This is a genomic window from Sporolactobacillus vineae DSM 21990 = SL153, from assembly GCF_000377985.1.
Lineage (GTDB): Bacteria > Bacillota > Bacilli > Bacillales > Sporolactobacillaceae > Sporolactobacillus > Sporolactobacillus vineae.
Genome location: NZ_KB899060.1, coordinates 24143 through 39657 on the forward strand (window position 1 = coordinate 24143; position 15515 = coordinate 39657).

17 protein-coding genes and 1 rRNA gene are annotated in these 15515 nt (G+C 50.6%); 8 read left to right on the plus strand and 10 right to left on the minus strand.

What is annotated here, in order from left to right; genetic code table 11:
- The 5 genes from ku to D889_RS0113535 are packed head-to-tail and all read left to right on the plus strand — an operon-like array spanning position 1 to position 3503.
- The gene (gene ku / locus D889_RS0113515) at positions 1–825 is read left to right on the plus strand and encodes a non-homologous end joining protein Ku (RefSeq protein WP_010632544.1); all 825 of its coding nucleotides are present in this window, start codon (positions 1–3) and stop codon (positions 823–825) included.
- Positions 822–1769 carry an ATP-dependent DNA ligase gene (locus D889_RS0113520; protein ID WP_010632545.1) on the plus strand — a complete coding sequence of 316 codons (948 nt, stop codon included), beginning with the start codon at positions 822–824 and terminating at the stop codon, positions 1767–1769. The genes ku and D889_RS0113520 overlap by 4 nt, the downstream gene beginning before the upstream one ends.
- Complete coding sequence (ligD, locus tag D889_RS0113525; protein WP_010632546.1) at positions 1770–2684, plus strand: non-homologous end-joining DNA ligase; 915 nt, start codon at positions 1770–1772, stop codon at positions 2682–2684.
- 52 nt (positions 2685–2736) lie between these two features.
- Positions 2737–3144, plus strand: coding sequence for a DUF1259 domain-containing protein (locus tag D889_RS0113530; protein ID WP_010632547.1), 408 nt, complete (start codon positions 2737–2739; stop codon positions 3142–3144).
- Positions 3145–3167: 23 nt separating this feature from the next.
- Positions 3168–3503 (plus strand): L,D-transpeptidase, encoded by a 336-nt coding sequence (locus D889_RS0113535; RefSeq protein WP_010632548.1) that lies wholly within the window; start codon positions 3168–3170, stop codon positions 3501–3503.
- A gap of 122 nt (positions 3504–3625) precedes the next feature.
- On the opposite strand, the gene D889_RS0113540 is transcribed toward D889_RS0113535, so the two are convergent.
- Positions 3626–4018 carry a hypothetical protein gene (locus D889_RS0113540; protein WP_010632549.1) on the minus strand — a complete coding sequence of 131 codons (393 nt, stop codon included), beginning with the start codon at positions 4016–4018 and terminating at the stop codon, positions 3626–3628.
- A gap of 738 nt (positions 4019–4756) precedes the next feature.
- Here D889_RS0113540 and D889_RS0113545 point away from each other — a divergent pair.
- Positions 4757–5155, plus strand: coding sequence for a hypothetical protein (locus tag D889_RS0113545; protein ID WP_010632550.1), 399 nt, complete (start codon positions 4757–4759; stop codon positions 5153–5155).
- A gap of 192 nt (positions 5156–5347) precedes the next feature.
- Here the strand turns inward: D889_RS0113545 and groL are convergent, their stop codons facing one another.
- Positions 5348–6973: a chaperonin GroEL gene (gene groL, locus D889_RS0113550; RefSeq protein WP_010632551.1), complete on the minus strand. Its 1626-nt coding sequence runs from the start codon at positions 6971–6973 to the stop codon at positions 5348–5350.
- Between the two features lie 54 nt (positions 6974–7027).
- Positions 7028–7312, minus strand: coding sequence for a co-chaperone GroES (gene groES / locus D889_RS0113555; RefSeq protein WP_010632552.1), 285 nt, complete (start codon positions 7310–7312; stop codon positions 7028–7030).
- Positions 7313–7609: 297 nt separating this feature from the next.
- On the opposite strand from groES, the gene D889_RS0113560 reads away from it, so the two are divergent.
- Positions 7610–8284 (plus strand): CPBP family intramembrane glutamic endopeptidase, encoded by a 675-nt coding sequence (locus D889_RS0113560; protein ID WP_010632553.1) that lies wholly within the window; start codon positions 7610–7612, stop codon positions 8282–8284.
- A 214-nt stretch (positions 8285–8498) separates the two neighbouring features.
- On the opposite strand, the gene map is transcribed toward D889_RS0113560, so the two are convergent.
- Positions 8499–9260 carry a type I methionyl aminopeptidase gene (gene map, locus D889_RS0113565; RefSeq protein WP_010632554.1) on the minus strand — a complete coding sequence of 254 codons (762 nt, stop codon included), beginning with the start codon at positions 9258–9260 and terminating at the stop codon, positions 8499–8501.
- A gap of 114 nt (positions 9261–9374) precedes the next feature.
- Entirely contained in the window at positions 9375–10019 is a 645-nt protein-coding gene (locus D889_RS0113570; RefSeq protein WP_010632555.1) for a redox-sensing transcriptional repressor Rex, read from the minus strand.
- Between the two features lie 298 nt (positions 10020–10317).
- Here D889_RS0113570 and D889_RS0113575 point away from each other — a divergent pair, with 298 nt between their 5' ends.
- A complete protein-coding gene (locus D889_RS0113575; RefSeq protein ID WP_010632556.1) occupies positions 10318–12267 on the plus strand; it encodes an ABC-F family ATP-binding cassette domain-containing protein in 1950 nt (649 codons plus the stop codon).
- Between the two features lie 176 nt (positions 12268–12443).
- On the opposite strand, the gene tsaD is transcribed toward D889_RS0113575, so the two are convergent.
- From tsaD to rrf, 5 genes are all read right to left on the minus strand, one after another.
- Positions 12444–13472, minus strand: coding sequence for a tRNA (adenosine(37)-N6)-threonylcarbamoyltransferase complex transferase subunit TsaD (gene tsaD / locus D889_RS0113580; RefSeq protein ID WP_010632557.1), 1029 nt, complete (start codon positions 13470–13472; stop codon positions 12444–12446).
- The gene (gene rimI, locus D889_RS0113585; RefSeq protein ID WP_010632558.1) at positions 13469–13951 is read right to left on the minus strand and encodes a ribosomal protein S18-alanine N-acetyltransferase; all 483 of its coding nucleotides are present in this window, start codon (positions 13949–13951) and stop codon (positions 13469–13471) included. The genes tsaD and rimI overlap by 4 nt, the downstream gene beginning before the upstream one ends.
- Positions 13927–14616: a tRNA (adenosine(37)-N6)-threonylcarbamoyltransferase complex dimerization subunit type 1 TsaB gene (gene tsaB, locus D889_RS0113590; RefSeq protein WP_010632559.1), complete on the minus strand. Its 690-nt coding sequence runs from the start codon at positions 14614–14616 to the stop codon at positions 13927–13929. The genes rimI and tsaB overlap by 25 nt, the downstream gene beginning before the upstream one ends.
- Positions 14597–15073, minus strand: a complete 477-nt coding sequence (gene tsaE, locus D889_RS0113595; protein ID WP_026039125.1) for a tRNA (adenosine(37)-N6)-threonylcarbamoyltransferase complex ATPase subunit type 1 TsaE — start codon at positions 15071–15073, stop codon at positions 14597–14599. The genes tsaB and tsaE overlap by 20 nt, the downstream gene beginning before the upstream one ends.
- 215 nt (positions 15074–15288) lie before the next feature.
- Positions 15289–15405 (minus strand): 5S ribosomal RNA (gene rrf / locus D889_RS0113600).
- Positions 15406–15515 lie beyond the last annotated feature (110 nt).

Below are 15515 nucleotides of genomic sequence, written 5' to 3' on the forward strand. Positions count from 1 at the left end.
ATGCTCAGGACCATGTGGAAAGGGTCGATCCAGTTCGGGCTGGTGTATATCCCGATTAAACTGTATACCGCCACAGAAGACAAAGATGTGAAACTGCGGATGCTGCACAAGGACTGTATGGCGCCGATCAACTATAGCCGGACCTGCTCCCAATGCGGCAAGGAAGTGAAAAATGAAGACATTGTGAAAGGGTACGAGTATACCCCCGGCCAGTTTGTGATGATTACTGAGGAAGAAATGAATGACCTGCAGGGTGAGCTCAGTAAAAGTGTCGAGATTATCAACTTCGTCAATCTCAGTGAAATTGATCCGATCTACTTTGAAAAGTCCTATTTCATCGGGCCCGACAGCAACCAGGGGCTGAAAGCCTATTCCCTGCTCCGGCAGACCATCAAGGATTCCGGAAAAATCGGCCTGGCAAATATCATGATTCGCTCGAAGCAGCATCTGGCAGCGATCCGCAGCTATGGCAGCGGCATGCTGCTGGAGACGCTGTACTATCCGGATGAAGTCAGGAACATGGCCGATGTTCCGGGCCTGAATACGGTCATCACGGAAAACGCCCCGAAAGAAATCGAGATTGCCGCGCAGCTGGTCGGCCAGCTGACCGCCGAATTCAAGCCGGAGCAGTATAAGGACAATTTCCGTCTGAAACTGGAACAGCTGATCACCGACAAAGTGGCCGGTGTGAAACCGGTACAGAAAAAAGGTGCACCGAAAACCGGTAATGTGGTCGACCTGCTTGCGGCTCTGGAAGCCAGCGTGAAGCAGTCTAAGCCGAGAAAAAGTGCGGCACCGCGGCGGAGAAAGACGGCCGGCTCATGAAGATTGAGCCGGTCAGACCGTTTGAACCCGTCGCATCGGACAGCATCCCTGAAGGACCTGAATGGATCCATCAAATCAAGTGGGACGGCGTCCGGATGCTGACCTATGCCGACGGCGGCAGGGTCCGTCTCTTTAACCGCCGGCAAAACGAACGAACGGCCAATTACCCGGAGCTGACCGATGTCAGAAACTATTGTTCCGCCGATTCGGCAATCTTCGATGGCGAAGTGATTGCCCTCGGGCCGGACGGCAAACCCTCGTTCCATGAGGTAATGCGGCGCGACGGTATCCGGCGGTACGGCCGGGTCGAAGCGCTTGTTGCGGCCATTCCGGCGGATTACATGATCTTTGATATTCTTTTTTATAATGGCCGCTGGGTCAATGACCGGACACTCAGGGAGCGGACCGATCTGCTGCGCACCATCATCAGCGAAACCGATCACGTTCATCTTGTTTCATCCAGTGCAGACGGGACAGCGCTGTTTGACATCATCAGGAACCAGGACATGGAGGGCATTGTCTCGAAAAAGCGGGACAGCAGCTACGCATTAGGCGGCAAGGATGCCCGGTGGCAGAAGATCAAGTATGATCGCGATCTGATCGCCGTCATCGGCGGTGCCATGTACCGACAGGATTCGATGAACGCGGTCGTGCTTGGTCTCTACGACAGGCAGGATCAGTTTGTCTCCGTCGGAAGCGCCGGCCCGGGAAAACTGTCGGCGGAAGAGTGGAAACAGCTGAGTGAATGGATCGAGCGCGCTAAAACGGACCGCTGCCCGTTTCGTGCAGTGCCTGACACGGACCGGCCGACGGTGTGGATCCGGCCGCTGCTGACCGTAAAAGTGAAGTACGCCGGCTGGACCGAACGACGGACACTGCGGCAGCCGGTGATTCAGTCCGTTGTGTCAGAAACCCCGGACCAATGCAGATTTGAGGTGAACTAAATGGCGATCCATCCAGCAATCCATCCGGATATTGCGGTCACCCATCCCGATAAACTGATCTGGAAGAACCCCCCGATTCCAAAAGCGAGCTATCTTTCTTATCTGGTCCAGGCATCTTCCCGCATGCTTCCGTTTTTAGAGAATAAAACGCTGACGGTGATCCGCTACCCGAACGGCGTACCCGGCGACTCCTTTTTCCAGAAACATTTTCCCGACAACGTCCCCGATTTTGTTCAGACGGTGACAGAGGATGCAGAAAGCCGGATCATCTGCAATAACCTGTCCACACTCGTCTGGCTGGGCAATCAGGCAGCCGTTGAGTTTCATATTCCCTTTCAGACCTTCAGTAGCGACGATCCGGATGAGATCGTCTTTGACCTCGATCCGCCTGACCGTCAGCACTTTCCGTGGGCCGTCCATGCGGCCCGGGAGATGAAACAACTTTTCGACCGGTTAGCGGTAAAAAGTTACCCGAAACTCTCCGGAAGCCGGGGCATCCAGATTCACCTTCCCCTGCACCGTACGAAACTCTCCTATGCGGAGACGCGCCTGTTCACGTCGTTCATTGCGACTGTGCTGACGCAAAGATTCCCGCTCGAATTCACGACCGAACGGCTGAAGAAGAACCGTCTTGGCCGGTTGTACATTGACTACGTCCAGCACGCACAGGGAAAGACGATCATCTGTCCCTATTCCGCGCGCGGGAAGGAAGGCGCTACCGTCGCCGCTCCGCTGCGCTGGTCGGAAGTCACTGACCAGCTGCGGATGGAAAGGTTCACCATCCCCTATGTATTGCGCCGGATCGCGTCGGAACCCTGCCCGATGACCGGCTACTTTCAACAGTGCAATACTTCACTGCCAGGCATCATTGCCGCATTAAAAGCACATCAAGCTGCGCCGCACATCATAAGCTGATATGACGCGTGCGGTCTCATCGCGCGCGGATCCTCTTGCGCGGGGTGAGACCATGAACAACTTTGAATCCCTTTGCCGGCAATTCGCCGACCTTCTCGGCGGAAAACCGGAAGCACAAAACGGCGTCTGTTCCGTCGGACTGCATCGCCGTTTTTCCGTCACCGTCCAGGGTCGGCCCGCCACCAGCGTCAGACCCGCAGATCTGTTATTCGAATCACTGGATGCCTCCGGAAACGCTTTGAATCTCGGCGAAATCGCTATTCTTGAGGAAGAAGTGCCCGGATTTATGTGGTCGCTCACGCAGCAGGGCATCATTGTCAGTGGGCTGCACAATCACTGGATCTACACCGTTCCGAATATCCTGTATATCCATCTTCAGTCGGTTGAACCGCCGCTCCGTTTTGCGCAAAAAGTAGCCCGCGCATTCTCGGCGCTCCAGAGTCCCCCGTCTTCTTCATGATCGATAACCCGGAGGCGATAAGCATGGTTGCCTGGATCGATGTCTCGACACTGCGGCATGAACTGAAACTCTTTGACGATCAGCGCCTGATCAAAACCTACCCGATCGCCACAGGAAAAATCCTGACGCCGACGCCGGTCGGAACCTATACCATTATTAACAAGCAGCGCCATCCCGGCGGACCATTCGGCGTGCTCTGGATGGGCCTGTCCCGCCCCCACTATGGCATTCACGGCACCAACAACCCTGCGTCGATTGGAAAAAACGTGTCGCGCGGCTGTATCCGGATGTTCAACCATGATGTTCTGGAACTTTCATCGAAAGTGAGGATCGGAACAAAAGTCGTTATTCGGCAATGAACTTTTTCCTACAGTATTTTAACCTTATTCTTCGGCATGTTCTCAGCAAGTAAACGGCTGAATTCCCGTATATCTTCATGCGATACAAAAAATCTTTTTGGAATCAGCAGATTCTGGTGCTTTCAAATCAGTATTCGGAACATGTCTTTATATTCAAAAGCAGACCGAAAATCATTCCAATCCAGGAAGACTTTTGACACGCCACGAGTCTGTGTGATACCGCTGCGATTTACAACGTACTGTACGTCGCTTCTCAATAACTGATTGCTCTTATATTCGCCTCTTATCTGAAAGGGGACAACAATTTGAATGACCGTAAAAAGTATAAGTGTAAATATCAGTGCAAAAATAGTTGATCCAAGGATACCGCCGACAAGAATCAACCACACAAAGAACATTACAATGAAATAGGCCACATGAAGGATGACGAACAGTTTTCGTCTGGCATAGTGATTCAATTTTTTGTATTCATTGAGTTTGATTGAACCACCAAATTTGATGTCTTCGTTTTCCATTTATTCAACTCCCTGACGGTTTATTAAAATCCCAGATTCTTATTCCCATTGCGCAGGATCCTTTCCCAATTATATCAACTTGTGTGCAGGAACACCGATCTGATTTCCTTTTTTTAATTGGTCAGACGGCACAACTGGGTAAACGGGACACTTTCGATCATCATGCCAATCATGATCCTTATTGGTTTAGCATTTCTCTCTTCCGATCTTTCAGAAAATTCTTCGAGTTTATAACATCTGCTAATGAAGAAAATGCGTCGGTTTACTGCCAAGACGCTCCGCATCTTGAGCAGCTTCCCTTGTTGACACATTCGAACATGTGTTCTATTGTAATTATGTGCCCTGAAACTCGGCTATTTACAGTCGAGTGGTTCCCATTATCATCAAAGCGGGTAAATAGTCTATACGGTAATCATTTGCCGTTTTCAGGCAGTTTCCCGTACATTTTCAGTCCCCTTCAGAATTATTTTGCCGTTCAAGCCCAGGAACGACTTCCAGGAAAATATTATTGTATCTGATATAGACTGGAAAGCCAGTGTTTTCTATAATTAATTTTAATTACAGCCCTTTTGCCTTACAAAAAGCTTATTGAGCGGCAGAGGAAAGCGTTATTGAGGAGATTGGCAGAGGTGGTTGAGCAGCTGTTTGAAGGACTTCTCGACACAGTCTGAATGGCGTCTTTAAATGAATGAAAATCGGTTGAGAAAAGTTTAATTTTTCCAATGGGAGCTGAATTTTATGTCCGATGAACTTTTGAAGCAAATTGTAGATAAGTTGAGCGATATTGATAAGCGTTTGGACGGCGTTGATAAGCGCTTTGACGGTACTGATAAGCGTTTGGACGGCATTGATAAGCGCTTTGACGGCATTAATGGGCGTCTGAACGGCTTAGAAAAAGAGTTGTCCGAGTTCAGGATCGAGACGAAAGAACATTTTGATCAGCATGATAAAAAACTGGATGTCATCACAAAGCAGGTAGTCAAGAACTCGGAAGACATCACACAAATAAAAGCCGATCAGTCCGCGCTTTTAGTCGGACAGGCAAGGCAGGATAAGATCTTTGAAACATTAGCCATGCGCTCGCTCGAACAGGAAACAGATATCAGGGATTTGAAACGGGCTGATTTAAAGCAATGAACCAGTAGAAAATGACTGAAAGCGCATCCGGAAGAACATAAAAAGATACCTCTCAGAAAACAGTTCAATCTCTGAGAGGCATCCGAAAATTCACTTTATGATCCTCATTTGAAACTAAATGAGGATTTTTTGCTTTTTGATGCTCTGATTATCCTCAAAAATCCCGTCATGACAGGATTTATTGAGTTCCAATTACATCATACCGCCCATGCCCGGTGCGCCTTGTGGAGCAGCCGGAGCTTTGTCGTCTTCAGGTCTGTCAGCAACAACGGCTTCTGTGGTCAGCAGCATAGCTGAAACAGATGCAGCGTTCTGCAGCGCTGAACGTGTAACTTTGGTCGGGTCGACGATACCGGCTTCGATCATGTCTACCCATTCGTCCTTGGCAGCGTCATAGCCGACGCCGACTTTCTGGCCTTTCAGCTTTTCAACGATGACGGAGCCTTCAAGTCCGGCGTTCTGAACAATCTGGCGAACCGGTTCTTCAAGGGCACGGATAACGATATTAACACCAGTCTGTTCGTCGCCTTCAGCCTTGACTGCGGCAACGTCTTTGATGACGTTGGCCAGAGCTGTACCGCCGCCGGCAACGATGCCTTCCTGAACCGCGGCACGCGTTGAGTTCAGGGCGTCTTCGATGCGCAGTTTGCGTTCCTTCAGTTCCGTTTCAGTGGCTGCACCGACTTTGATGACGGCAACGCCGCCGGCCAGTTTTGCCAGACGTTCCTGAAGTTTTTCCTTGTCGAAGTCAGAGGTTGTTTCAGCCAGCTGAGCCTTGATCTGGCCGACACGGGCAGCGATCTTGTCAGATGCGCCAGCGCCTTCAACAATCGTCGTGTTGTCCTTTGTAACGATGACTCTGCCGGCAGTACCCAGCTGATCAACTGTCGTTTCTTTCAGGTCAAGACCGAGATCGTCGGAAATAACCTGGCCACCGGTCAATACAGCGATATCTTCCAGCATTGCCTTCCTGCGATCGCCGAAGCCCGGAGCTTTAACAGCGACTGCATTGAATGTGCCGCGCAGTTTGTTGACAACGAGTGTAGCCAGTGCTTCACCGGTAACATCCTCGGCAATGATCAGCATCGGCTTGCCCTGCTGAACAACTTTTTCAAGAACAGGCAGGATTTCCTGGATGTTGGAGATCTTCTTGTCCGTAATCAAGATGTATGGATTTTCCAGGTTGGCTTCCATCTTATCCTGGTCGGTAACCATGTAAGCTGAAGCATAGCCGCGGTCGAACTGCATGCCTTCGACGACATCCAGTTCCGTTGCAAATCCTTTGGACTCTTCGAGCGTAACGACACCGTCATTGCCGACCTTTTCCATAGCTTCGGCAATCAGTCCGCCGACTTTTTCATCAGCCGCGGAGATCGCAGCAACCTGTGCGATCGATGCTTTGCCTTTGATCGGCTTGGAGTTCTTCTTCAGGCTTTCAACAGCCGCATCCGTTGCTTTTTCAATACCGCGGCGGATGCCCATCGGATTGGCACCGGAAGCAACGTTCTTCAGGCCTTCGCGAATCATCGCCTGAGCCAGAACCGTCGCAGTGGTCGTACCGTCACCGGCAACATCGTTCGTCTTGCTGGCTACTTCAGCAACCAGACGCGCGCCCATGTTTTCAAATTTATCTTCAAGTTCGATTTCTTTTGCAATCGTAACACCATCATTGGTGATCAGAGGTGAACCGTATTTCTTGTCGAGAACCACATTGCGGCCTTTCGGTCCGAGTGTTACCTTTACAGCGTCTGCGAGCACATCGACGCCGTGCAGCATCGAACGGCGTGCTTCTTCACCAAACTTAATTTCTTTTGCCATCTTGGAATGTCCCTCCTAAATTTATTACCTGCTTCATTGAAAAACAGGTATCAATCATTCAATAACAGCCAGAACGTCGTCCTGACGAACAACCAGATACTTCTTGCCGTCATACTTGACTTCCGTGCCTGCATATTTTGAATAGATGACTTTTTCTCCTTCTTTTACATCAAGAGCAATCCGTTCGCCCTTATCGGAAACCTTGCCGGCACCGACGGCGACAACGCGCCCTTCCTGCGGCTTTTCCTTAGCCGAATCAGGAAGTACGATACCACTTGCTGTTTTTTCTTCTTTTTCCTGTGGTTCGATAACGATCCGATCACCCAATGGCTTTAACATAAAAAAATACCCTCCTTAAAAACGTTAAGTTAAGTACTTTGTTAGCACTCTCTTCGCCTGAGTGCTAATCCATTTAATATGATAATCAATTCACTTATGATTTGCAAGTTTTTACCTGAAATCTTCCCGAATTTTATTCAGCGCCGGAAATTGTGAAAAACAGACAGATTTTTAATGATTTATGTGCAGCTATGCTAAAATGTGAAACATACAGAAAAATATTACTATCCTAAATCACTCCCGTCGCTTTCAATTTGCTGCGATGGCGGCTTCCGGATAGATATGAGGTGTTCCTTTTTGGTCAAACGCTATACGGCAATTGTCATTATTTATTTACTCTGCCTGCTTTCTCCGTATATTCCCGGCTTCATGACGCTGGCCCGCAAGTTTCCGACCGTACGGCAAGGCTACGGAGCAGTCTATACAACCGTGTTCTTCGTGACGCTGGCAATTGTTCTGCTGCTGCTCTGGCCGGATCGCCAGTTGCTCCGCGATGTGAAGCGGGCGTCTCTGCCTGTGTCGATCGTATGGGCAGTCGGCGGTGTGTTCGCACTGTTCGCCCTGCAGATGCTTGCGACATTGATCAATTTTGCCATCTTCGGCCAGGTTTCCGGATCCGAACATACCCGCCAGGTCGAGACGCTGACCCGCTATTCTCCGGTGTTCCTGCTGACCGTCAGCATTGTCGGACCAATACTGGAAGAGATCGTTTTCCGTAAGATCCTGTTCGGCAGCATGCGGCACAAGATCGGCTTCTGGTTTGCCGCACTGATCAGTTCGCTGATCTTCGCCGTCATGCATCAGGATCTGCACAACCTGCTCGTCTATGTCCTGATCGGTGTCTTCCTCTGCTTCACGTACCAGATGACCCACAGGATCGCCGTGAATATGTTTATGCATGCCACAATGAACACGGTTGTGGTCCTGATAAGCTATGGCGTGTCATCAGCCGGATTCGCCGGACTTTTCTAAAACGAATAAAAATGACCGACAAAAAAGAATCCGGAGAAAATCCGGATTCTTTTTTTCTTTTGGCTCTGTTCACCATTACTGTTGTTTTATGCTGTGTTGTTTTGAACGGGAGACGCGAGACTCCTGCGAGGAGGCTCGCGGATCGCCCGCGGAAAGCGAGCGTCTGAAGTGAAAAACAACAGACAAGTTTAACAGAGCCTATCTTTGTAATAAGTTATTTTTCATCGTCGTCCAGCGTCGTCAGAATTTCCGGACCGTTCTTGGTAATTGCCAGTGTGTGTTCGTACTGTGCAGAAAGTGAACCGTCCACCGTCCGGGCTGTCCAGCCGTTCGGATCGACCTTGGCCTGCCAGCCGCCGACATTGAGCATCGGTTCGATCGTAATCGTCATGCCTTCTCTTAATCTCAGGCCATGTCCCGGTTTGCCATAATGGGCCACTGCCGGATCCTCATGCATCGTCGGTCCGATACCGTGGCCGACAAAATCGCGGACGACACTCAGGCCTCTGGATTCGGCGTATTCCTGGATCGCATGACCGACATCCCCGAGCCGGTTGCCGACGACGGACTGCTTAATGCCCTCGTACAGCGCCTCTTCTGTTGTCTTTAACAGATGCTCCGCTTCATCGGAAATCGTGCCGACACCATAGCTCCATGCTGAATCAGAGAGCGCCCCGTTCAGGTTGACAACCATATCGATCGTGACGATATCCCCGTTCTTCAGTGGTTTCTTGTTTGGAAAACCGTGGCAGATCTCATCGTTGACTGAAGCGCAGGTCGCATATTTGTAGCCTTCGAAACCTTTTTCCTCCGGCGTAGCTCCGTGTTTCTCAAGAAATTCATTAACAAATTCTTCAATGTCCCAGGTCGTAATCCCCGGACGGATCATCGATTTAATCTTTTTGTGAGTCAGAGCAAGCAGATGACCGGACTTTTTCATCTCGGCAATTTCATTTTCCGACTTCAACTGTATCATTTTCACTATTCCACCCTTGTGTTCATTTCCAAAACAGCCGGCTGTTGGTTCTTTGCCGTACCCGGCGCCTGCAAATGGCGCCTTATTTATTCTACCACTTCACAGAAGCACCGTTCACTTATTTTGTTTCTCTTCCATCGAGTGATTCAGGAAGTAAATCAGTGCCTGAAGTTCCACGGTCATATCGACATGACGGACATAGACATCCGGCGGCAGGGTAAGCCGGACCGGAGAGAAGTTCAGGAAACCGCGGATTCCGGAAGCCATAGCCTGTTCTGCCGCTTCCTGAGCGCGCTCCGCAGGAACTGTCAGAATCGCTGCGGTGATGTCGCTGTTATCCGTTTTCGCCAGTTCGTCCATCAGATGAATCTTTGTTCCGCCAATCTCCTTTCCTGCTTTTTCCGGATTAATATCATATGCCCGCACGATACGTGTATTGTTATTCCTTTCAAAATTGTGGTTCAGCAACGCAGTCCCCAGATGGCCGACACCGATCAGGATGACTTTGGACAGCTCGTCCTGATAAAGCGTCTTCCTTAAAAATTCCAGCAGGTGCTGCGTATTATAGCCGTATCCCTTTCTCCCCAGTGCGCCGAAATAGGAGAAATCTTTACGGATCGTCGTCGAATCGATCTGCACGATCTTCCCGAAATCAGATGAGGAGATACGTGTCTTCCCGTTATCGACCAGACGCTGCAAAGAGCGGTAATAGAGCGGCAGTCGTTCTGCGGTGGCCTGCGGTACTCTCTGAGTTGCCATACTCCTGTCCTCCTTATTAGATGACCGGCATCAGTTTTTCAGATAGGATATCTCTCCCAAAAGGACTCACAAAAAACCGTCTAAAATTAAATTGATACCATTCCTTTTTAACTATACAACAACCGCGGCATCAATTGTTCCTATTTTCACAATCTTTGTGCCGTGCACTTCTTTTTTTCTAATAAATGCACAGTTGCCGATTAAAACCCGATTAAGCTACAATAAAGGGGTATTTAGTCATTGCTGAGATTTCCTGAACCCGGGAATCCCCCTATTGTTTTACCCGAGGTGAACACTAATGATCCTGTTGCAAACAAATGACGTGTGTAAATCATTTGCTGCTAACCCGATTTTAACCAATATATCCATTGAAGTGAAGCTTGGCGAACGCGTGGCACTGGTCGGACGAAACGGAGCCGGCAAGTCCACGCTGCTGAAGATCATCGCCGGACAGATGAGCGCCGACAGCGGTGAAGTCATTATGCCCAAGGACCGGACGATGGGGTATTTGCCGCAAAATGCGACGCTTAACTCAACGCGCGGCATCTACGACGAGTTGCTGACTGTCTTCAAACCATTGACCGAAATCGAGAAAAAATTGCGGAAGATGGAAGAACAGATGGCCGACCCGGACCATTTTGCCCATCGTTCGGATGAGGACCAGCTGCTGAAAAGCTATGATACGCTGCAGGCCGAATTCCGTTCCAGAGGCGGGTACACGTATCAGGCGGAGATCCGCAGCGTGCTGAACGGACTGAACTTCGGCAGTTTTCCTGAAGATACGCCGGTCAGCAATCTCTCAGGCGGCCAGAAAACCCAGCTGGCTTTAGGAAAGTTGCTCCTCACCAGACCGGATCTGCTGATTCTTGATGAACCGACCAACCACCTTGACATCGACACGCTGACCTGGCTCGAGGGCTATCTGCAGCGATATAAAGGGAGCGTGCTCATCGTTTCCCATGACCGGTATTTTCTTGATAAAGTGGCGACCAAGATCTACGAAGTCGCCGGGCACACGGTAACAAAATACGACGGCAACTACACGCGCTACATGAAATTGCGCGCTGCGGCTTACGAGAATGCTATGAAGACGTATGATAAACAGCAAAAAGAGGTTGCCCGCCTGACCGATTTCGTCCGCAAGAACATCGTCCGTGCGTCAACAACCAAACGGGCGCAGAGCAGGCGGAAACAGCTGGAGAAAATGAACCTCATGGACAAGCCGCGGGGTGATGAAAAGTCTGCCGATTTCTCCTTTCAGATTGAGAAACAGAGCGGCCGCGACGTACTCGCCGTCACCGATCTGACCGTCGGCTACGCGGCCGACGCGCCGATGATCCGCGGACTCAATTTTCACCTGACACGCGGCGAACGGGTGGCGCTGGTCGGACCGAATGGTATCGGTAAGTCCACCGTGCTGAAGTCCATCGCCGGCGGTTCTACGTTGCTCAAGGGGGACGTCCGTCTCGGCAGCCAGGTAACGATCGGCTACTATGATCAGGAACAGACCAGCCTGACGAATGAAAAGACCGTTCTGAACGAGCTGTGGGACGACTATCCGTTGAAACCGGAAAATGAAATCCGCAATATTCTCGGAGGTTTTCTGTTCTCCGGTGATGACGTTGCAAAATATGTATCTCAGCTAAGCGGCGGCGAGAAAGCCCGGCTGATGCTCGCTAAATTGATGATGCGCCACGATAATCTCTTGATTCTTGACGAACCGACGAACCATCTCGATCTGGACAGCAAGGAGATCCTCGAAGGTGCGCTGATAGACTACCCGGGAACGATTCTGTTCGTCTCCCACGACCGGTATTTCATTAACGATATTGCCGACCGTATTCTTGAACTTTCCCGCGCCGGGATCACCGAATATCTCGGCGATTACGATTATTACCAGGAAAAGAAGCTCGAACAGCAGCAAATCGCTGAACTGGATGCCCAGAGTGCTCCGCAGGCGAAAAAGGAAGAGGCTGCCCCTGACGGAAAACAACAATTTCTTAAGGATAAAGAGCAAAAGAAGCGGAAGCGCCAGCTGGAGCGGTCGATTGACGACCTGGAGCAGCAGATCAGCCAGATGGAAGAAACGATCAAAGAGGCAGAAGATTCTCTGCTCACACCGGAAGTTTTCAATGATGCTAAAAAGGCCGGCGAAGTCCAGGAACAGATTGACCGGAACAAGGCGAAGCTCAGTAAACTAATGGAACAGTGGGAATCGGATCAGCTTGAACTTGAGGCATTTAATTGAAATCGGCGGATCGCTGATTGGCTGGCTTGACGGATTTGGAGCGGATTCGGAGCGCCATTGCGTGAACTCGGAGCGTTTCCGTGATCTCAATTTAATGATTCCTGATGCAGCAAAAGAACTTTTACTAAAGTCAAAAAAGGCCGGGATTTCTCCCGGCCTTTCCTTTTCTTCTTTTTTTAAAATGCTTCGATCGGCAGATTGGGATGCGCATTCAGCGTCAAGTCTGCCCTCATGCCCTTCAGATAGCCGATGGTCCCGGCTGCCGCAATCATTGCCGCATTATCCGTGCACAGTTTCAGCGGTGGGATTGTGAGTGGAAGGTTCCTGACATCAGCTGCCCTTTCCATCTCTGAACGGACCCTGCTGTTGGCGGAAACACCGCCCGCTACCAGAATCTGCTTTGCATGATAACGTTCCGCTGCAACCATTGTCTTACGGACCAGCACCTCGGCCACGCTGTCCTGGAAACTGGCGGCCACGTCCTCCTGGCTTATTTTGTTCCCGCGCTGCGCTTCATTGTGCAGATAATTGATGACCGCCGACTTTAGTCCGCTGAAGCTGAAATCAAGCGAACCTTCTTCGAGCCACGCACGCGGGAAGTGAATCGACGCCTTTCCATCCGCTGCCAGGCGATCGATTTCCGGGCCGCCCGGATAGGGAAGCCCAAGTGTCCGCGCCACCTTGTCGAACGCCTCACCCGCCGCATCATCGCGTGTCGTACCGACCACTTCATACGAACCATGTTCCTTCATATAGACGAGCTCCGTATGTCCACCGGAAACGACCATGGCAATCAGCGGAAAGATCAGCTCCCGGACAAAACGGTTTGCATAAATATGTCCGGTAATATGATGCACTGGAACAAGTGGAAGATGATGGGCAAATGCCAGTGCCTTTGCCCCGTTTACCCCCACAAGCAGGGCGCCGACCAGCCCCGGCCCCTGAGTAACGGCAATCGCATCCAGATCTTTCCACGAAACGCCTGACTGGGCCATTGCTTCCTCGCAGACTACCGTAATCTGATCGACATGGTGGCGTGATGCGACTTCCGGTACGACCCCGCCGAAACGACGGTGTATATCGATCTGGGAAGCGACTGCGTTGGAACGAATGATTCGTCCGTTTTCGACGACGGCCGCGGCTGTCTCATCACAACTTGTTTCAATGCCCAGTATCATTGTTTTCTGATTTATATCCAAGTTCATAATCTCACCCACATCACTAAAGCATCTTCCTGATTGTTTGAATAATAATTTTTCCGAATGCCGCCGCTCCTGAAGCCTAATTTACGGTAGAGCGACTTGGCAATGTCGTTTCCGATGCGCACTTCCAGACTAACCGTCCGCGACCCCTTCTGCTGCGCATACAGCAGCACATGGCGCAGCAGTGTCTCACCAATCTTCATCCCCCGGTAGCCGCCCAAAACGGCAAGGTTCGTGATATGCGCTTCATCAACAATCACCCAGATGCCGCAATAACCGACGATCTGCGCGCCCAATTCAACGACAAAATAGGTTGCAAAATGATTATTCGCCAGCTCACTGATGAAAGCATTCTTCGACCAGGGAACTTCAAACGCACTGTGTTCGACAATCATGACCTGATCGATGTCCTCCATCGTCATCACCCGGATGCGCATCGTATTCAGCTGCTCCACGGTTATCGCCTCTGCCTGGCCAGCCATTTAGCTTCTGCCTCTGCCAGGCGCAGATACGTCGGCAGAAAATGATGAATATCGCCGACCGGCTCTCCGGCGGCACCCAGCCGGGCAAGTTCTGAGGGATGAGGAATATTCTGAGCAGCCGTGCCCGGAACCGCTCCTGGAAAATGAGTCAGCGTATCCGCCCATTTACCCATGTCATTGCTCAGAAAAAGAATCGGCTGATCAAGCTCTGCCAGCTCCGCGAGCCAGTTTTTCATCAGCAGCAGACGATCGGGCACGGCCGGTACAATTTCGTCACCACGGCTCTTGTACAGACCGGCAAACACCTGGCCCCGTCTTGCATCAAAAAAAGGGGCAATCAATCCGTTAAAGTAGCGGCCATTCTGTGCCACGATTTCCAGACTGGAAATACCGACTAATTGTTTCTTCAGCGTCCAGGCCATCATTTTTGCAATCGTGACGCCGATTCTCAGGCCTGTATAGGATCCCGGACCCTGGGCGACCACGATCCGGTCCAGACCCTCAGGAGACACCCCAGTATCTTGCATTAGCTGCGAAATCGCAGGCATCAGCCGCTCAGAATGATTTTTTTTACTGTTCGTCACAATTTCGCCAAGTACTTTCGCTCCGGAAGTGATGGCGACCCCCATCACCAGATTGGATGAGTCAATTGCCAGTATCTTCATCTTTCATAATCTCCCTGTATAAATGTTCTGATCTGGGACCGTGAGCGGTGAAGGTAATCTTTCTTGCCTTTTCATCTAACCGGGTGATCACGACATTTAAATAATCCGCGGGCAGCCAGGAAGGGATATTCTCAGCCCATTCAATGACGGTGATGCCGCCCTGATCAAAGTAATCTTCAAGACCGATATCTTCTTCATCGCTGATCCGGTAAACATCCATATGATAGAGCGGCAGTCGTCCGCTGCGATATTCCTTGATAATCGTAAATGTCGGGCTGCTGACCATTTCCTGAATGCCCAGGCCCTTAGCAAGGCCTTTCGTAAAAACAGTTTTACCTGCCCCAAGATCGCCTGAAAGCGTCAGGACATCATCAGGCTCCAGGATCCCGGCCAGTTTCCCGGCGAAAGCCATTGTCTCTTCAGGTGAACGTACTATCCGTTGCTGCATTCTTCGCACCTTCCGGAAATCCAACAGGACCGGCTGCTTCTCCTGTTTCAAATTATCATGATCATACCGGAATACCGGCACCAGCCGTCAGTCTTAATCTGTTCTCCAGCATAGACTTAGTTTACCATAATTAACTGTCCATGATCGCAAGTTAAAATGGATTCCTTATGCTCTACTTAAAAAAGAGACATTCTCCATTTCTGGAAAATGCCTCTTCATCTTTTGCCTGGCAGTGACCTACTCTCACAGGGGGACAGCCCCCCACTACCATCGGCGCCGAAGAGCTTAACGGCCGTGTTCGGGATGTGAACGGGTGTGACCTCTTCGCTATAACCGCCAGACGTAAACCCGGCCTGGACCGAGCCTTCAAAACCGGTAACGAATGTTTTGCCATGTCTTCCTGATCTGATCCTTAACCCTTCCGGGTTAAGCCCTCGGCCGATTAGTATCT

Excerpts from the sequence above, each read along its gene's own strand:
- ku (WP_010632544.1), top strand. The coding sequence starts at position 1 with ATGCTCAGGACCATGTGGAAAGGGTCGATCCAGTTCGGGCTGGTGTAT.
- D889_RS0113520 (WP_010632545.1), top strand. The coding sequence starts at position 822 with ATGAAGATTGAGCCGGTCAGACCGTTTGAACCCGTCGCATCGGACAGC.
- ligD (WP_010632546.1), top strand. The coding sequence starts at position 1,770 with ATGGCGATCCATCCAGCAATCCATCCGGATATTGCGGTCACCCATCCC.
- D889_RS0113530 (WP_010632547.1), top strand. The coding sequence starts at position 2,737 with ATGAACAACTTTGAATCCCTTTGCCGGCAATTCGCCGACCTTCTCGGC.
- D889_RS0113535 (WP_010632548.1), top strand. The coding sequence starts at position 3,168 with ATGGTTGCCTGGATCGATGTCTCGACACTGCGGCATGAACTGAAACTC.
- D889_RS0113540 (WP_010632549.1), bottom strand. The coding sequence starts at position 4,018 with ATGGAAAACGAAGACATCAAATTTGGTGGTTCAATCAAACTCAATGAA.
- D889_RS0113545 (WP_010632550.1), top strand. The coding sequence starts at position 4,757 with ATGTCCGATGAACTTTTGAAGCAAATTGTAGATAAGTTGAGCGATATT.
- groL (WP_010632551.1), bottom strand. The coding sequence starts at position 6,973 with ATGGCAAAAGAAATTAAGTTTGGTGAAGAAGCACGCCGTTCGATGCTG.
- groES (WP_010632552.1), bottom strand. The coding sequence starts at position 7,312 with ATGTTAAAGCCATTGGGTGATCGGATCGTTATCGAACCACAGGAAAAA.
- map (WP_010632554.1), bottom strand. The coding sequence starts at position 9,260 with ATGATACAGTTGAAGTCGGAAAATGAAATTGCCGAGATGAAAAAGTCC.
- D889_RS0113570 (WP_010632555.1), bottom strand. The coding sequence starts at position 10,019 with ATGGCAACTCAGAGAGTACCGCAGGCCACCGCAGAACGACTGCCGCTC.
- D889_RS0113575 (WP_010632556.1), top strand. The coding sequence starts at position 10,318 with ATGATCCTGTTGCAAACAAATGACGTGTGTAAATCATTTGCTGCTAAC.
- tsaD (WP_010632557.1), bottom strand. The coding sequence starts at position 13,472 with ATGAACTTGGATATAAATCAGAAAACAATGATACTGGGCATTGAAACA.
- rimI (WP_010632558.1), bottom strand. The coding sequence starts at position 13,951 with ATGGCTGGCCAGGCAGAGGCGATAACCGTGGAGCAGCTGAATACGATG.
- tsaB (WP_010632559.1), bottom strand. The coding sequence starts at position 14,616 with ATGAAGATACTGGCAATTGACTCATCCAATCTGGTGATGGGGGTCGCC.